Below are 17,148 nucleotides of genomic sequence, written 5' to 3'. Positions count from 1 at the left end.
TATCCCATAGAATTGTATTTGTTCGCTTTTGTGCGTTGGAAATCCAAAAATAGACAAATGAAGGGAAGTTAAGAAAATGTCTTTTAAATTCAAGTTGCCTGCTTTAGGCGAAGGTATCATGGAAGGTGAAATCGTTTCTTGGTCAATCAAAGAAGGCGACACCATCAATGAAGATGACACATTATTAGAAGTGCAAAATGATAAATCAGTCGAAGAAATCCCATCCCCAGTGACCGGGAAAGTCTTGAAGATTGTTGCGCCAGTAGGTACGGTTGCAGTCATCGGTGATGTATTGGTGGAAATCGACGCTCCAGGTTATGAAGATGAAGGTTCTGCAGCTCCTGCAACAGCTTCAGCGGCATCAACTGCAGCAGCACCTGCAGCTTCGACAGGAGGATTGTTCCAATTCAAATTGCCTGCTTTAGGCGAAGGTATCATGGAAGGTGAAATCGTTTCTTGGCCCATCAAAGAAGGCGATATGATCAACGAAGATGATACATTGGTTGAAGTACAGAACGACAAATCTGTTGAAGAAATCCCATCTCCTGTCACAGGTAGAGTTGTCCGCATCGTAACGCCAGTAGGCACAGTAGCGGTCATCGGCGATGTATTGGTCGAAATCGATGCACCAGGCCAAAACGGCCCGGCTGCAGCAGCACCAAAAGCAGCCGCAGCACCTGCAGCAGCTTCAAATGCACCTGCGTCATCAGGCGTGGTTGCAGCAGCAAATCCTGACAAACAAGTTTTGGCTATGCCATCCGTTCGTCAATACGCACGCGAAAAAGGCATCGACATCACTGCAGTTGCACCGACCGGAAAAGGTGGACGTGTACTGAAGGAAGATATCGATAACTTCAGCGGAGTGGCTCCAGTGGCAGCAAAAGCTGTGACTCCAGCAGTTCAAGGTCAAGCTTCGGCACAAGCAGCGGTCCAAGCAGCTCCAGTAGCAGCAGCGGCTCAAGCAGCACAAACTACAGCGCCAGCTCAACCATTCACTTCCAACATGGGCGAAGCGGAAACACGCCAAAAAATGTCTCCAACAAGAAAAGCGATTGCCAAAGCAATGGTCAACAGCAAGCATACAGCTCCTCACGTAACCTTGTTTGATGAAGTAGAAGTGTCCAAATTATGGGATCACCGTAAGAAATTCAAAGATGTTGCTGCAGCACAAGGAACAAAACTTACTTTCTTGCCGTATGTCGTTAAGGCATTGGCAGCGACTGTACGCGACTTCCCTATCTTGAATGCGTCTATCGACGATGCAGCTCAAGAAATCGTGTTGAAGAACTACATCAACATTGGTATCGCTACAGACACCGACAATGGTTTATATGTACCGAACGTTAAAAATGCTGATTCAAAAGGCATGTTCAAAATTGCCGATGAAATCAACAACATGGCTGCACAAGCCCATGACGGCAAACTGGCAGCTGCGGATATGAGAAACGGCTCTGTTACTATCAGCAACATCGGTTCTGTTGGCGGCGGATTCTTCACGCCAGTCATCAACTACCCTGAAGTGGCCATCCTAGGTGTTGGAACGATCGCGCAACAAGCTATCGTCAATGCAGAAGGCGAATTGGCAGTCGGTCGCGTTATGAAACTTTCATTGAGTTTCGATCACCGTATCGTTGACGGCGCAACTGCTCAAAAAGCAATGAACAACATTAAGAGATTATTGGCTGATCCAGAATTATTATTGATGGAAGGGTGAAAATAGACAATGGTAGTAGGCGATTTCGCAGTTGAATTAGATACAGTTGTTGTTGGAGCGGGACCTGGTGGCTATGTAGCTGCCATCCGCGCTGCACAATTAGGACAAAAAGTAGCAATCATCGAAAGAGAATGGATCGGAGGCGTTTGTTTGAACGTCGGTTGTATCCCTTCAAAAGCTTTGATTTCTGCTGGACATCATTATCAAGAAGCTTTGGATTCCTCGGTTTTCGGTATCACAACTGAAAATGTGAAACTGGACTTCTCGAAAACACAAGAATGGAAAGACAACAAAGTCGTCAAAACATTGACGTCCGGTGTTGAGTATTTGTTGAAGAAAAATAAAGTTGAAATTATCCGTGGGAATGCATTCTTCAATGACGGAGAAACATTGCGTGTTTTCACTGAAGATGCAGCACAAACGTATACTTTCAAAAATGCAATCATCGCTACTGGTAGCCGTCCAATCGAAATCAAAGGTTTCAAATTTGGCGGACGCGTTATCGATTCCACTGGCGGATTGAATTTGACTGAAGTTCCTAAGAAATTAGTCATCGTCGGTGGCGGTGTTATCGGTACTGAACTGGGCGGAGCATACGCTAACCTAGGCTCTGAAGTGACTATTCTTGAAGGATCTCCACAAATTTTGCCGACATTCGAAAAAGATATGGTTAAATTTGTTGAAAAATCATTCCAAGAAAAAGGTGTTACAGTCGTCACAAAAGCAATGGCTAAAGAAGCTGTTGATAACGGAGACAGCGTAACGGTTAAATATGAAGCAAACGGTAAAGAAGAAGTTATCGAAGCTGACTATGTGATGGTTACTGTCGGTCGCCGTCCGAATACGGATGACCTAGGACTTGAAGTAGTCGGAGTTGAAATGACTGAACGTGGCTTGGTTAAAGTTGATAATCAAGGCCGCACAAATGTAAAACACATTTTTGCGATCGGCGATATCGTTCCAGGTGCTGCATTGGCTCATAAAGCTAGCTACGAAGCTAAAATTGCGGCTGAAGCTATTGCCGGACATCCTTCTGCCGTTGATTACCGCTCTATGCCAGGGGTTGCCTTTACGGATCCTGAATTAGCGACCATCGGTTTTACCGCTGCTGAAGCGAAAGACAAAGGTCTGGACGTAAAAGCATCCAAATTCCCATTATCAGGAAACGGCCGTGCTTTATCATTGAACCAAACAGAAGGCTTTGTCCGTTTGGTTACGACAAAAGAAGATAACGTTCTTGTCGGCGCGCAAGTTGCCGGTGTGAACGCCAGCGAAATCATCGCTGAACTTGGCTTGGCGATTGAAGCTGGAATGAATGCGGAAGATATCGCGCTGACAATCCACGGTCATCCATCATTATCCGAAACAATCATGGACGCTGCCGAATTGGCTTTGGGTATGCCAATCCACATCTAATTCCAAAATAGTCACAAGTAGAGAGAATCCGGGTCCGGATTCTCTTTATTTTTTTTGTCATGTATAATATAGTAGAAACAGGAATCAGATGGAGGGAATAATATGCAACATTACGACTATCCGTTCGAAGTGGAGTGGTCCAAAGAGGAGATCGTTAAAGTCATCTCTTTATGGAATGCTGTAGAGCGAGCTTATGAAAGTGGAATCAGCAAAGAAGATTTTATGCAGGCTTACCGAGAATTTAAGACTGTGTTGCCTTCAGTCGGTCAAGAAAAGAAATACGGCAATCAGTTCGAAAAAGAGTCAGGCTACTCTTTGTATAAAGTGCTGCAGGAAGTAAAGAGAAGCGAAAAAAACAAAATTTTTCTAGGGGAGCGTTAAATGACTGGATAAGTCGCAGCTAGAAGAGCGGCAGAAGGGAGGAGCCGGATGGATCAAATCGAAAAAAGACACAGCCTGATCAAGTCTTGGTTGTATGAAGCTGCAGACTTGCTGCGGGAATCGTTCAACAAGGAGCTTGAAATTAAAGAAAAAACATCGCGAACGGATCTGGTGACAAACATGGATCGGGAAATCGAGGTGTTCCTGTATGAGAAAATCACCGCACATTTCCCGGATGAACGTATTTTGGGAGAAGAAAGCGTCGGTCATGATATACAGGATCTGGAAGGAATTGTCTGGATCATCGATCCGATTGATGGCACCCTCAATTTCATCAAGCAGAGAGCGAATTTTGCCATCATGATCGGTATCTATGAAGATGGCGTCGGTCATTTGGGATATATTTATGATGTCGTAAGGGACGAGCTCTATTTTGCGATCCGGCATAACGGAGCTTACTGCAACGACCGAAGACTGCCGACAGTAGAGGAAATCCCTCTTTCTGAGGGGTTGGTGGCAATCAGCAACCGTTTGGTGGTCTCGGATGCGGGGGAAGCGCGCAGAATCGCAAAAAACAGCAGTGGATTACGCGTGAATGGCTCCGCCGGGTTGGAAACAGCTTGGGTTGCTTCCGGCAAACTCGTAGCCTATATTGCTCCTTCCTTGGCACCGTGGGACATTGCTGCCGGGTTGGTCATTGCCGAAGAGGTGGGTTTGGTCTATAGACAAGTCACGGGAGAAAAAATAAACCTGCTTCAGAACAATGCGGTGATTGTCGCCAACAAATATGCTTTCCAGGAGATCAGGGACGAATGGCGATGAGCGATCGAACCTTCCCAACATTAGAAATAAAGTGGACAAGATGCAGAAAAATGCATTTTGTTCATTTTTTTTCGGTTCACGAAAGATGTCAGGATTCATGACATGGAAAGGTATGAGGTAAGCGGTTTTATTCACTTGTGCTGAAAAGTAAAATTACTTTTCTCAGAAAGAGGATTCGATAAAAAATAATAAATGTGAAAAAAATCCATAAAATGATAATAAAATGAGGATATGCGAGCCTTTTTAATGAGATTTCATTAGGCGGAATTCTCATTTTCGAGGCAATCGGAAAGGCTCTCTCATTTTTTCTAATGAAAAACCTTACAAATCCATGTAAGGTTTTTCCGGTTGTTCTTGCGTACTTGCGGTATTTTTTTTCTTTAAAACATTTACATTTGATTAAATTATGGTTATAATTTTCGTATTCAGTGAGTTGAATGTGAAACAGATGATAAATGGGGGTTATACAATGTCAGATTTTAATCAAAATGCCATAGCTTCTTTTAGTTTAAATGGTCATCAGTATGAGTACTATAAATTAAAAAAATTAGAAAACAATGAAAAAATAAAAATCGCTAAACTGCCTTACTCAATCCGAGTGCTTCTCGAGTCCTTGTTACGTCAAGTCGGAGAGAGCGGCATCAAGGAAGAACATGTTGTCACTTTATCTAACTGGAGTGCAACGGAAACGAATGAAGGCGAAATACCCTTCAAACCTTCCCGCGTTATTCTGCAGGATTTTACGGGAGTACCGGCAGTCGTTGACTTGGCTTCCTTGAGAAAAACAGTCTTTGATTTAGGCGGAGATCCAGCAATCATCAATCCGGAAGTGCCTGTTGATCTGGTCATCGATCACTCCGTACAAGTCGATAACTTCGGATCTCCACAAGCTTTGTTGGCTAACATGCGGATGGAGTTCTTACGCAATCAGGAACGTTATCAATTTTTGAGCTGGGCGCAAAAAGCATTCGACAACTATCGTGCTGTACCACCTGCTACTGGTATCGTACATCAAGTCAATATTGAATACTTGGCATCAGTCGTCACCGAAAAAGTGATCGATGAAAACAGAAGCTTAGTTTTCCCAGACACTTTGGTGGGGACAGATTCGCATACGACAATGGCAAATGCGCTTGGCGTATTGGGCTGGGGAGTAGGCGGAATCGAAGCGGAAGCTAGCATGCTTGGCGAGCCTTCCTTCTTCCCTGTTCCTGAAGTCGTCGGTGTACGCTTCATCAATTCATTGCAGGAAGCAGCTACCGCAACCGACTTGGCATTGAAAGTCACACAGAAATTGCGTGAAATGAAAGTAGTCGGAAAATTTGTCGAATTCTTCGGTCCTGGATTATCTTCCATGACGTTAGCGGATCGTGCGACCATCGCCAACATGGCACCTGAATATGGTGCGACCTGCGGCTTCTTCCCGGTTGACGATGAAGTGCTTAACTACTTGACGTTGACAGGAAGAGATGAAAAGCATGTTTCTATAGTAGAAGAGTACGTTAAGGCAAATGATCTTTACTATCGTGTTGAGGATCCGGAACCGGAATATACCACAGTCGTTGAAATCGACTTGAGCACAATCGAGGCCAACGTTGCAGGACCAAAACGTCCTCAAGATTTGGTGCCGGTATCAAAATTAAAAGAAGATTTCCAAAGATCCTTGGTTGCGCCGAAAGGCAATGCCGGATTTGGATTATCCGAAGATGAAAAAGAAAAAGAAGTCTCGCTGATCCTCGATGGAGAAGAAGTGAAGATGAAAACAGGTGACATTGCGATCGCGGCCATCACAAGCTGCACGAACACATCCAATCCATACGTAATGTTGAGTGCCGGATTATTAGCGAAACGAGCAGTCGAGTTGGGACTGAACGTTCCAAAATACGTCAAGACTTCGTTGGCACCCGGATCAAAAGTGGTTACTGCTTACTTGGATAATGCCGGCTTACTGCCTTATCTGGAAGAGTTGGGCTTCAATACTGTTGGTTATGGCTGTACGACCTGCATCGGAAATTCAGGACCGCTTTTGCCTGAAGTGGAAGAAGCAATCAAAAACAACGACTTATTGGTTTCAAGCGCATTGAGTGGAAACCGTAACTTTGAAGGCCGGATCCACGCATTAGTCAAAGCCAACTACTTGGCATCACCGCCATTGGTAGTCGCTTATGCGTTGGCCGGTACGATGAACATCGATCTGAAAACCGAGCCAATCGGTAACGGCAAAGATGGTCAACCTGTCTACTTAGCTGATCTGTGGCCGGAAAGACACGCTGTCGAAGCGATGATCCGTGATTTTGTGACACCTGAGATATTCAAAGAGGAATATCTGCATGTATTTGATGACAATGCGGAATGGAATGCGATCGAAACGAATGATGACGCTTTGTACCAGTGGGAAGAAGGGTCGACTTACATCGCAAATCCGCCATTCTTCGAGAATTTATCGCCTGAACCGAAACCAATCGTATCTTTGAATGGGCTATCGGTATTGGGTAAATTCGGTGACTCGGTTACGACCGATCACATTTCCCCTGCAGGAAGCATCGACATCAGCACACCTGCTGGACAATATTTGTCTTCTAAAGGCGTGGGCGTCCGTGATTTCAACTCATACGGCGCAAGACGCGGAAATCATGAAGTGATGATGCGCGGTACGTTGGCGAATATGCGAATCCGCAATCAACTGGTATCCGGCAAAGACGGTGGCTTCACGATTTACTGGCCGACCGGCGAAGAAATGAGTATCTTTGATGCATCAGAAAGATACCGTCAAAACGGAACAGGATTAGTGATTTTTGCAGGTGACGATTATGGAATGGGTTCTTCCCGCGATTGGGCTGCCAAAGGTGTCAAACTTCTTGGAGTCGAAGCAGTCATCGCCAAGAGTTATGAAAGAATTCACCGTTCGAATCTTGTGATGATGGGCGTATTGCCTTTGCAATACCAAACAGGCCAAGATGCTGAAAGTTTGGGACTGGACGGATCGGAAAAAATCACGATCGATTTGAACGATAGTGTCGGCATCCATGCGGAAATTCCGGTGACAGCAGTCAAATCGGATGGCCAAGAAATCAAATTCACGACCATTGCCCGTTTTGATTCTGAAGTCGATATGACTTACTACCGTAACGGAGGCATCCTGCCGATGGTGATCCGTAAAAAAATGGGGCTTGCCTATTAAGCAGCAAGCCATCCAATTTGCTGAAGAGAGGTTTTTGAGAGGAGAGAAAAATCATGGAAGTACATAAAGGATTAGCAGACGTTGTCGTATCAGAAACCTCCCTAAGCGCAATTGTTGAGGGACAATTATCCTATTCAGGATATAATATCGACGAATTAGTGGAAAAGGATGCATCGTTTGAGGAAATCATCTTTTTGTTGTGGAATTCAAGAATGCCTGATCGGGAAGAATTCGTACAGTTGAAGCACGATCTTCACACGCATATGGCCTTATCTGAAAGTGTCATTGCTTGCCTGAAAATCCAGTGCCGCCAAAATTTGCACCCGATGAGTGTATTGCGCACGACTGTCTCACTATTGGGTGTATTCGATCCTTATGCGGAAGACATGGACGAACGTTCTGTCTATATTCAAGCAATCTCGATACAAGCAAAAATTCCGACGATTGTAGCCGCCTTCGCGCGATTACGCAAAGGTTTGGATCCGATCGCGCCACGCGAGGACTTGTCGTTCGGAGCCAATTTCCTGTATATGTTGACAGGCGAAGAGGCGAATCCGGATTTGGTCAGAGCGTATAATCATTGTTTGGTACTCCATGCCGATCACGATCTTAACGCATCAACCTTTACTGCACGCGTTGCAGCCTCCACACTGACGGATGTCTATTCTTGCATCACTGGCGCCATCGGAGCTCTCAAGGGTCCCTTGCACGGTGGCGCAAATGAGCGCGTATTCGATATGCTCTCCGAAATCGCTGAATCAGAAACCAGAGATGTTCCAGGCTATTTGAAATCAAAATTGGACAATAAAGAAAAAATCATGGGATTCGGTCACCGTGTCTACAAAACGGAAGATCCCCGCAAAAAACATTTAAAACGCATGGCTAAGGAATTGACCCAGGAATTTGGAAAAGAAGATTTATATGACCTTTCCTGCGAGGTAGAGGATTATCTATTGAAGGAAAAAGGATTGATTCCGAATGTCGATTTCTACTCTGCCACTGTTTATCACTGCTTCGGTATAGAACATGACCTCTTCACGCTGTTATTTTCAATGAGTCGTGTTTCCGGGTGGTTAGGGCATGTATTTGAGCAAAAACGTGAAGCTACCTTGATCCGTCCACGTTCAAAATACGTGGGAGCGGTTAATCTTACTTACATCCCTTTGACTGAAAAAGAAACTATTGGAGGTACTGCACAATGACAGTTGGCGAAAAGATTGTTATGAATGAAACAGGGTTGCATACACCTGATTTTCCGATCATCCCTTTCATCGAAGGGGATGGCATCGGTCCAGAAATTTGGCAAGCATCCAAAAAAGTATTTGAAGCCGCAGTTGAAAAAGCCTACGGCGATTCCCGGAAAGTAGTTTGGAAAGAAGTTCTGGCAGGTGGAAAGGCATTCGATTTGACCGGTTCTTGGTTACCTGATGAGACCATGGACGTCATCCGTGAGCATTTGGTGGCCATAAAAGGACCACTGACGACACCAATCGGCGGAGGAATCCGTTCCTTGAACGTCGCTTTGCGTCAGACGTTGGATCTGTTCGTCTGTCTGCGCCCTGTCCGTTATTTTGAAGGCGTGCCGACACCATTGAAAGAACCTGAAAAAACCGATATGGTCATCTTCCGTGAAAATACTGAAGATTGCTACGCAGGGATTGAATTCGAAGCGCAAAGCGAAGAGGCAAAACGAATCATCGAGATTCTGCAGACCCAATTCGGTGTGGACAAAATCCGCTTCCCTGAGACATCAGCAATCGGGGTCAAACCTGTTTCGATCGAAGGATCGGAACGCTTGATCCGCAGCGCCATCCAGTATGCGTTGCAAAATGGACGCACTTCCGTGACGTTGGTCCACAAAGGCAACATCATGAAATTCACGGAGGGTGGCTTCAAGAAGTGGGGCTATGCCCTTGCGGAACGCGAATTTGGCGATAAAGTCTTCACTTGGGCCCAATACGATGCCGTAAAAGCTGCGGATGGCAGAGCGGCAGCGGATAAAGCTTATGAAGACGCTATAGCGGCAGGCAAGTTGATCATCAAGGACCGGATTGCTGACATCTTCCTGCAGGAGATTTTGATGAACCCAGAAAACTATGACGTCATCGCTACATTGAATCTGAACGGTGATTATATTTCTGATGCGTTGGCTGCTCAAGTGGGCGGAATCGGGATTGCACCGGGTGCGAACATCAATGAGGACACTGGGCATGCCATTTTCGAAGCTACACACGGTACTGCACCGGAATATGCCGGTTTGGACGAATTGAATCCTTCGTCGGTGTTGTTGTCAGGCGCTATGTTGTTCGATTACATCGGCTGGAATGAAGTCAGCGACTTGATTACTCGTGGAATCGAAAAGACGATAGCGAACAAAACGGTCACACGCGATTTTTATTATCTGATGAAGGACGAAGCTGCTCAAAAAGTAAGCTGCTCCGGATTCGCGGAACTGGTCATCAAAAACATGTAGGAACCAATCAAAAAATCAGAGACATAATCATTCTGGATTATGTCTCTTTTTGCGGATAAATCCATAAAGAAGGCAGGGGCCTGAATCCGTGCTGGCCAGGGGCATCGAAGGCGGAGGGACAACAGAAAGAATAACTTTTCCAAGAAAGCCGTTACATTGAACTTTTTTCTTTCCAAATGGTTCCGGAGGTGATAGACTGGATAAGTTGATAGTTGTCTTCATGAGTTTTCAGCGGATTTTCACCTACTCCGCAAACGAAAACTGATGGGAAGTTCAAATTCAGAATTGTGATCGACTATATAATGGCAGTAGCAGTTGGCATATCAAACAGCAGTGAAAAACAAGTAAAATTTTGGAGGAAAACAACAAATGGAATTTAGAAAAGATATTCGTAATGTTGCAATCATCGCCCACGTTGACCATGGTAAAACAACATTAGTAGATGAATTGTTGAAACAATCGGATACATTGAACGCTAGAACTGAGCTTATGGAACGTGCAATGGACTCCAACGATCTTGAAAAAGAACGCGGAATCACGATCTTGGCGAAAAATACAGCCGTACAATACAAAGGTACGCGCATCAACATCATGGATACACCAGGCCACGCGGATTTCGGTGGAGAAGTAGAACGTATCATGCGTATGGTTGATGGTGTAGTGCTTGTTGTCGATGCTTACGAAGGTACGATGCCGCAAACGCGTTTCGTATTGAAAAAAGCCTTGGAGCAAAAACTGATTCCTATTGTCGTAGTAAACAAAATCGACAAACCGACTGCTAGACCAGCTGAAGTTGTTGATGAAGTTCTGGAATTATTCATCGAATTGGGCGCTGATGACGAACAATTGGAATTCCCGGTTGTCTATGCTTCTGCAATGCATGGTACTTCAAGCATGTCAGATGATCCAACTGAACAAGAAGATACAATGGATAACGTTTTTGATGCAATCATCGAACACATTCCAGCTCCAATCGACAACTCTGCTGAACCATTGCAATTCCAAGTAGCTTTACTTGACTACAGTGACTTTGTTGGCCGTATCGGTATCGGACGCGTATTCCGTGGCACAATCAAAGTTGGGGACCAAGTATCCTTACTTAAATTGGACGGCACATCCAAGAATTTCCGTGTATCAAAACTGTTCGGCTACTTTGGTTTGGACCGTATCGAAATCGAAGAAGCAAAAGCGGGCGATTTGATTGCCATTTCCGGTATGGAAGATATCTTTGTTGGTGAAACAGTGACTCCGGTTGATCACCGTGAAGCTTTGCCGGTTCTGCATATCGACGAGCCTACATTGCAAATGACTTTCCTTACAAACAACTCTCCTTTCGCAGGCCGTGAAGGTAAATGGGTCACTTCCCGTAAAATCGAAGAGCGTTTGATGAAACAATTGCATACGGACGTATCTTTGCGTGTTGATCCTACCGACTCTCCTGATGCTTGGATCGTTTCCGGACGTGGCGAATTGCACTTGTCCATCCTGATTGAAAACATGCGTCGTGAAGGTTACGAATTGCAAGTATCCCGTCCAGAAGTTATCATCAGAGAAGTTGATGGCGTTAGATGTGAGCCGTTTGAACGTGTTCAGATCGACACCCCTGAAGAATACATGGGTTCCGTAATCGAAACAATCAGCCAACGCAAAGCTGAAATGCAAGATATGCAAAACAGTGGCAATGGCCAAGTCCGTATCATCTTCCTTGTTCCATCACGTGGACTGATCGGTTACTCTACTGAATTCTTATCCATTACACGCGGCTATGGTATCATGGCTCATACGTTTGAAGCGTACTTGCCAGAGTTGCCAGGCAAAATCGGCGGACGCAGCAAAGGCGCGCTTGTCTCTACTGAAACAGGCAAAACAACAACCTACGGCATCATGGGCGTAGAGGATCGTGGAACGATCTTCATCGAACCTGGTGTGGAAATCTACGAAGGTATGATTGTCGGCGAAAATGCCCGCGACACTGACATCGCTGTTAACATCACAAGAGCGAAACAAATGACAAATATCCGTTCTGCAAATAAAGATTCTACAAACGTGATTAAACGTCCACGTTCATTGACGCTGGAAGAATCGCTTGAATTCATGGGAGAAGATGAATATTGCGAAGTAACGCCTGAAAGCGTCCGTCTGCGTAAACAAATCTTAGACAAAAATGAGCGCGAAAAATCTGCTAAACGCAAGAAAAAAGCAGAATAATCCGACAGTAAGTTCTGAAAAAGGGTCCTTGGCAACCATTGCCTCGGGCCTTTTTCTCTACCATTCTCCGCAATCCGCTAGGGGATGAATGGCGGTAGGCGTCAGCCTATTTATTTGGTATAATAAACTTGAAAGACCATACGTTTTTTGTGTCAACCGCAAAGAATGCGGGGTAATTTGAGATTAAATGAAGTAACTTTTGAGGGGAGGAATTAAAATGGATAGCATCAACAAAACGACTGCTTTGGAAATCTTGATGCAGGATGCTGAAAAGATCTACAAATTAATCAATAGCCAAAAAGAACACCTCTGCTTTGCGAACTGTCCAGCCTTTGAGGATGTGGTGGATACGCAAATGTACGGATTCTCCCGTGAAGTTGATTATGCCGTGAAATTGGGGATCATCTCGAAAGAAGAAGGACACAAGATATTGAGTGATTTGGAGTCTTCTTTGAACGCCATGTACACGAACTATTTTGATCAATCGAAAAACGATTCCGCCGACAAAGGGGTTTAGTTGTCTACATGATTAAAAATACAATCAAGAAAAAATTCTCCTATATGGATTGGCGTCTTCTGATCCCATACATCATCCTGTCAGGTTTCGGAATACTGATGGTCTACAGTTCCAGCAGTTATCGTGCCATGACGGATTACAATAATTCGGAACATTTCTTTTACAGGCAAATGTTATTCGCAGTCCTGGGTTTGTTCGGTGCGCTGTTTGTTTCATTTCTTTCAAAACGTCTGCTGAAAGATGAAAAGCTGCTTACGTATGTTTTGTTTGGTCTTTTCGTTATCTTGACTTACCTTTTACTTTGGCCGGGTACGGCGACAAAAGGGGCGCGCGGGTGGATTTACATTGGATCTTTCGGATTCCAACCCGCCGAGTTCATGAAATTGAACCTTATCCTTTACTTATCCTGGTTCATTTCCAAACACCAATCCCGCATCAATGCTGTTTTTTACGATACGATGAAGAAACCGCTCCTAATAGCGGCGGCAGCAGTGGTAATGGTCTTCTTACAGCCCGATCTCGGTGGGGCTGCCATCATTGCTTTCATCTGCCTCGTGTTGTTCCTGCACAGTGGAGTCAAGGTCAAATATGGGGTAATGATTTTTGGGGCAATCGGAGCGACATACGCGCTGATTATTGTAATGGTGAAAACACTCGGGAGCAGCATCCCATTCATCCAGTCCTACCAGATGGAAAGGATCACATCATTCATCGATCCGTTTGCCGACATACAGGATTCCGGTTACCAAGTGGTGAATTCTTACTACGCTTTAAGCAGGGGCGGCCTTTTCGGTGTAGGCATCGGTGAAAGTATCCAGAAGTCCGGGTATTTGCCGGAACCCCACACCGACTTCATATTGTCCATCATCGGGGAAGAATTGGGCTTGGTGGGTGTTGCATTCGTTTTAGTGCTGTTTTTCTATATGGTCTATCGTATTTTTAAGAATGCGATCAAAATCAAAGATCCGTTTGCCCAACTGGTCTGTATCGGAATCGGTACTATGTTCCTGGCTCAAGGAGTCATCAATGTGGGTGGTGCAACCGGCCTTATGCCCTTGACCGGAGTCACCTTTCCGTTCGTGAGCTACGGGGGATCCAGCTTATTGGTATCCGCCGTATCGATCGGTCTGGTCAACAATATGCACATCAACGATCAGATTTCCAAACAACCAAAATAAGCATAGTAAAAGAGCCGGAAAACCGGCTCTTTTTTTGAATGGTGGCTTCGATTCCGCAATCTGTGGGTACCTCCGAACAGCAGCTGCCGGAAAGCTTTTCGTATGAAGCAAAAATAGAGTATAATAGGATTTATCGTGGTATTCTTTGCCATCTTACGTTCAAAAATCACAAGGAGGGATAGGGATGAAATTTTCCATCAAAGTAGTGTCACTGTTCATTTTGTTCACTTTTATTGCCTATACGCTCCCTCTCTATGTGGACAATGGAGAACGAACCACACCGCCTGCAAGCATCGCGAGGAACGAGCAAGCTTCCATTGATGAAAATGAAGGGTATCCTTTGCCAGTGACGGGTTATGAATCCTACATCGGTCAGCCCATTGCCGCCTACACGGCCAAGCATGGCGATCCGATTCGCATCGGCAAAGCCTATGGAGGTAGTGAGTGGTGGGTATTCGGAACAAATGCTGTCGACTACATCCAAATCGGTGTCAAGGATGATATCATTCGCTCCCTCTATATTTTGGGAAACAAAATCGAAACGGGCATGTACACGATTGGCATGACCCATGAGAATGTACTCGATGAGGGTTACTTGGCACGGAACTTTCAGCTTACTGTCGACGATACGCCTTATGAACTGGCATTATCTAAAAAGCAAAAAAAATTGACGCCGTTGATTCAGTTCGAGAACGGAAGCTTTGTGATTTTGCTGTTTGACGACGTGACAGAAACGGTTTATGGGATGTACTTCCTTTCGAATGAGGCGCTGCTGGATTTGGGATATTATTCTGTCGTCTCAGAAGCAACCTATGAAATCGAACGTGACGACTGGGAACGAAGCGTTGCTGCGGACGAGGAAAATCTCCTGCAAATCAAAAGCATATTAGGCGCACTGCGGGAACGTAGAGGGTTGACGATGTTCCAGGAATCTGAAGAGTTGATTGCAGCTGCGGGTGACCTTATGCCGAGTGAAGCAGGCATCAATGACTTTACGGCAGCCTTCACTTTATCGGATCAACGTATCGATAAAAAATTAGCGGAAGTTGTCCCCGATGCGCGAACTGGCTTTGTCTTTGACGATGAATGTTACAGTGTTCCCGCTCTCTTCCTGAAACTGTTGCAAGAGGATAATGTCATTTTTGATGACTATCTGACGCGCTACGCTGTTGCAGGAAATGAACATTACCAATTGATCCTTTTGAGCGAATAGAGTGTGCAGACCGATAAAAAACGGTTGAGTCGCCCGTTATTTCAAGCTATACTACAAAGTAGACATCATCAAAACACACAAGGCAGGGGAAACAGATGATCATAAATGAAGCGTACTTTGCGTTGGAAGACCAAACGTTCCGGCTTGTGGAAGCAATTTGTAGCGGAGAAATTATGTCATCTTATAAGGAAACGAAGCGTCTACTGGCAAAAAATGAAGAGGCTAACGCTAAGATAAGGGCATTTAATGAAGCGAAAGAGGCATTCGAGCGGGTGGAAGCCTACCCTGACTTTGCGCCGGATTATGCGGAAATCAAACAACGCGTTTACCAAGCGAAGAGAATCATGGACTTGGATGAATCCGTCTATCGCTTTCGTGCAGCAGAACGTGAATTACAAGTGCTTTTGGACAAAGTTTCCGAGAGATTGGCGCATGCCATTTCACCGAATATATTGGTTTCTGCAGGGGACCCATTTTTTCAATCAGGGGATTCAAACATGCCTGCAGCTTGTCAGATACATATTTCCAGTAGGGGGTAAACATATGAGCTTAGAAGTGACCAAAAGGCAGGGAATCGTTGTCTGGGTTTATACCTTGAGACAGATCAAGAATTTGAAAAGATATGGTTATATCCATTATGTTTCCAATAGGATGAAATATGTCTTATTGTACGTCGATCAAGAAGAGGCGCAGGCCACAGCAGAAAAATTGAACAGTCTGCATTTTGTCCGGAAAGTGGAATTGTCTCATCGTCCTGAAATCGACATGACCCTGAAGAACGCACTTCCTGACAGGAAAGATCGCAGTAATCCTGAAGCGGAATACAACGTGTCCGCTTTTGAAACGAAGACTTATTCTTTTTAGAATGCATACCGAAATAAAAAATATTTGTTTGTAGGTGAGGACAGATGCGAGTTATCGCAGGAGAATACAAAGGCCGCAGATTAAAGAGCGTTCCTGGCAGCAATACACGCCCGACGACCGACAAGGTCAAAGAATCCTTATTCAATATCATCGGTCCGTTCTTTGATAGCGGAATCAGCCTGGATATGTTTGCGGGCAGCGGTGGTTTATCGATTGAAGCGGTTTCCCGCGGGATCGACAGAGCGGTAATGTTCGAAAAAAACCGCAAAGCGCTTGATACGATCAGGGAAAACATCGCCGTAACGAAGGAAGAGGAAAAATTCACTATTTATGCAGGGGATGCGCGAAAAAATCTTCGTGTCTTCGCCTCGGAAAATCCGAACACACAATTTTCTTTGGTTTTTCTTGATCCGCCTTATGCTGAAGAAAAAACGGTGGCTGATATCACTGAAATGATCGCCTTGCAGTTGGTCAACGAAGAAACGGTATTTGTCTGTGAAATGGCAAAAGAAAACACCTTGCCTGAACAGATCGGGCCATACGGAAAATGGAAGCGTGCCGTTTATGGAACCATCGCTATCGAAATGTTCGACTACAATCAGGAAGGTTGATCCCATGAAAAAAACAGCGCTATTTGCGGGGAGTTTTGACCCTTTGACAAACGGGCATATCGATACGATTTCTCGCGCAGCCATTGTTTTCGATGAAATCGTTGTTGCCGTGTCGACCAACACATCCAAGCAATCTTTATTTGACGGGGAACAAAGAATTCAGTTGGTTTCCGAAGCTTTGCGTGACCTTCCACAGGTCCATGTCATCCGCCATACCGGTGGGCTTACGATCGAAATGGCAAGGGATGTGGGTGCGTGCGCGCTTTTGCGCGGAGTGCGAAACGTAAAGGACTTCGAGTATGAACACAGCATTGCCTCGATGAACAAACTGCAGGCTCCAGATCTGGAGACGGTGATTCTGTTTTCTTCGGAAAATTATCGCTACCTCAGCTCCAGCCTGATCAAAGAAGTCGCGATGTTCGGCGGGGATGTATCCACCTTGGTGCCGGACAACATCAACACCGCTATCCTTCAGAAGTTCAAGAACAGCGTATTCAAGGGTAAAAAAATATCGGAATGAACCAAACATTTGCATAAGGTTAGGAGAGGGGCCACTGGTTCCTTTCCTAA

General features: G+C 45.0%; 15 protein-coding genes. All 15 read left to right on the top strand.

Annotated elements, in window-relative coordinates; translation table 11 throughout:
- The first annotated feature begins 76 nt into the window (after positions 1-76).
- The 15 genes from AC0J5I_RS13895 (at position 77) to coaD (ending at position 17,098) form a co-directional block, all read left to right on the top strand.
- Positions 77-1,714, top strand: a complete 1,638-nt coding sequence (locus AC0J5I_RS13895; RefSeq protein WP_475301083.1) for a 2-oxo acid dehydrogenase subunit E2 — start codon at positions 77-79, stop codon at positions 1,712-1,714.
- A gap of 9 nt (positions 1,715-1,723) precedes the next feature.
- Positions 1,724-3,130 carry a dihydrolipoyl dehydrogenase gene (lpdA, locus tag AC0J5I_RS13890; protein ID WP_475301080.1) on the top strand — a complete coding sequence of 469 codons (1,407 nt, stop codon included), beginning with the start codon at positions 1,724-1,726 and terminating at the stop codon, positions 3,128-3,130.
- 102 nt (positions 3,131-3,232) lie between these two features.
- Positions 3,233-3,511, top strand: coding sequence for a UPF0223 family protein (locus AC0J5I_RS13885; protein WP_107995855.1), 279 nt, complete (start codon positions 3,233-3,235; stop codon positions 3,509-3,511).
- 48 nt (positions 3,512-3,559) lie between these two features.
- Positions 3,560-4,333, top strand: a complete 774-nt coding sequence (locus tag AC0J5I_RS13880) for an inositol monophosphatase family protein (RefSeq protein ID WP_107995854.1) — start codon at positions 3,560-3,562, stop codon at positions 4,331-4,333.
- 469 nt (positions 4,334-4,802) lie between these two features.
- Positions 4,803-7,514 (top strand): aconitate hydratase AcnA, encoded by a 2,712-nt coding sequence (gene acnA, locus AC0J5I_RS13875; protein WP_475301071.1) that lies wholly within the window; start codon positions 4,803-4,805, stop codon positions 7,512-7,514.
- Positions 7,515-7,567: 53 nt separating this feature from the next.
- Positions 7,568-8,716: a citrate/2-methylcitrate synthase gene (locus tag AC0J5I_RS13870; protein ID WP_107995852.1), complete on the top strand. Its 1,149-nt coding sequence runs from the start codon at positions 7,568-7,570 to the stop codon at positions 8,714-8,716.
- Positions 8,713-9,987, top strand: coding sequence for an NADP-dependent isocitrate dehydrogenase (icd, locus tag AC0J5I_RS13865; RefSeq protein WP_107995851.1), 1,275 nt, complete (start codon positions 8,713-8,715; stop codon positions 9,985-9,987). The genes AC0J5I_RS13870 and icd overlap by 4 nt, the downstream gene beginning before the upstream one ends.
- A gap of 369 nt (positions 9,988-10,356) precedes the next feature.
- Positions 10,357-12,195: a translational GTPase TypA gene (typA, locus tag AC0J5I_RS13860; protein ID WP_107995850.1), complete on the top strand. Its 1,839-nt coding sequence runs from the start codon at positions 10,357-10,359 to the stop codon at positions 12,193-12,195.
- A gap of 217 nt (positions 12,196-12,412) precedes the next feature.
- Entirely contained in the window at positions 12,413-12,712 is a 300-nt protein-coding gene (locus tag AC0J5I_RS13855; protein WP_086985336.1) for an Fpa/YlaN family protein, read from the top strand.
- Positions 12,713-12,720: 8 nt separating this feature from the next.
- Positions 12,721-13,890 carry a putative lipid II flippase FtsW gene (gene ftsW, locus AC0J5I_RS13850; protein WP_475301062.1) on the top strand — a complete coding sequence of 390 codons (1,170 nt, stop codon included), beginning with the start codon at positions 12,721-12,723 and terminating at the stop codon, positions 13,888-13,890.
- Positions 13,891-14,074: 184 nt separating this feature from the next.
- Positions 14,075-15,103: a CAP-associated domain-containing protein gene (locus AC0J5I_RS13845; RefSeq protein WP_107995848.1), complete on the top strand. Its 1,029-nt coding sequence runs from the start codon at positions 14,075-14,077 to the stop codon at positions 15,101-15,103.
- 95 nt (positions 15,104-15,198) lie between these two features.
- Complete coding sequence (locus tag AC0J5I_RS13840) at positions 15,199-15,642, top strand: YlbF/YmcA family competence regulator (RefSeq protein ID WP_107995847.1); 444 nt, start codon at positions 15,199-15,201, stop codon at positions 15,640-15,642.
- A 4-nt stretch (positions 15,643-15,646) separates the two neighbouring features.
- A complete protein-coding gene (locus AC0J5I_RS13835; RefSeq protein WP_107995846.1) occupies positions 15,647-15,967 on the top strand; it encodes a YlbG family protein in 321 nt (106 codons plus the stop codon).
- A 44-nt stretch (positions 15,968-16,011) separates the two neighbouring features.
- On the top strand, positions 16,012-16,578 hold the full coding sequence (gene rsmD, locus AC0J5I_RS13830; protein WP_107995845.1) for a 16S rRNA (guanine(966)-N(2))-methyltransferase RsmD: 567 nt from the start codon (positions 16,012-16,014) through the stop codon (positions 16,576-16,578).
- A 4-nt stretch (positions 16,579-16,582) separates the two neighbouring features.
- Positions 16,583-17,098, top strand: coding sequence for a pantetheine-phosphate adenylyltransferase (gene coaD, locus AC0J5I_RS13825; protein WP_107995844.1), 516 nt, complete (start codon positions 16,583-16,585; stop codon positions 17,096-17,098).
- The last annotated feature ends 50 nt before the right edge of the window (positions 17,099-17,148 follow it).

Source organism: Trichococcus sp. TS_SC_9 (assembly GCF_056156325.1).
This window is presented reverse-complemented; position numbering and strand designations above follow the sequence as displayed.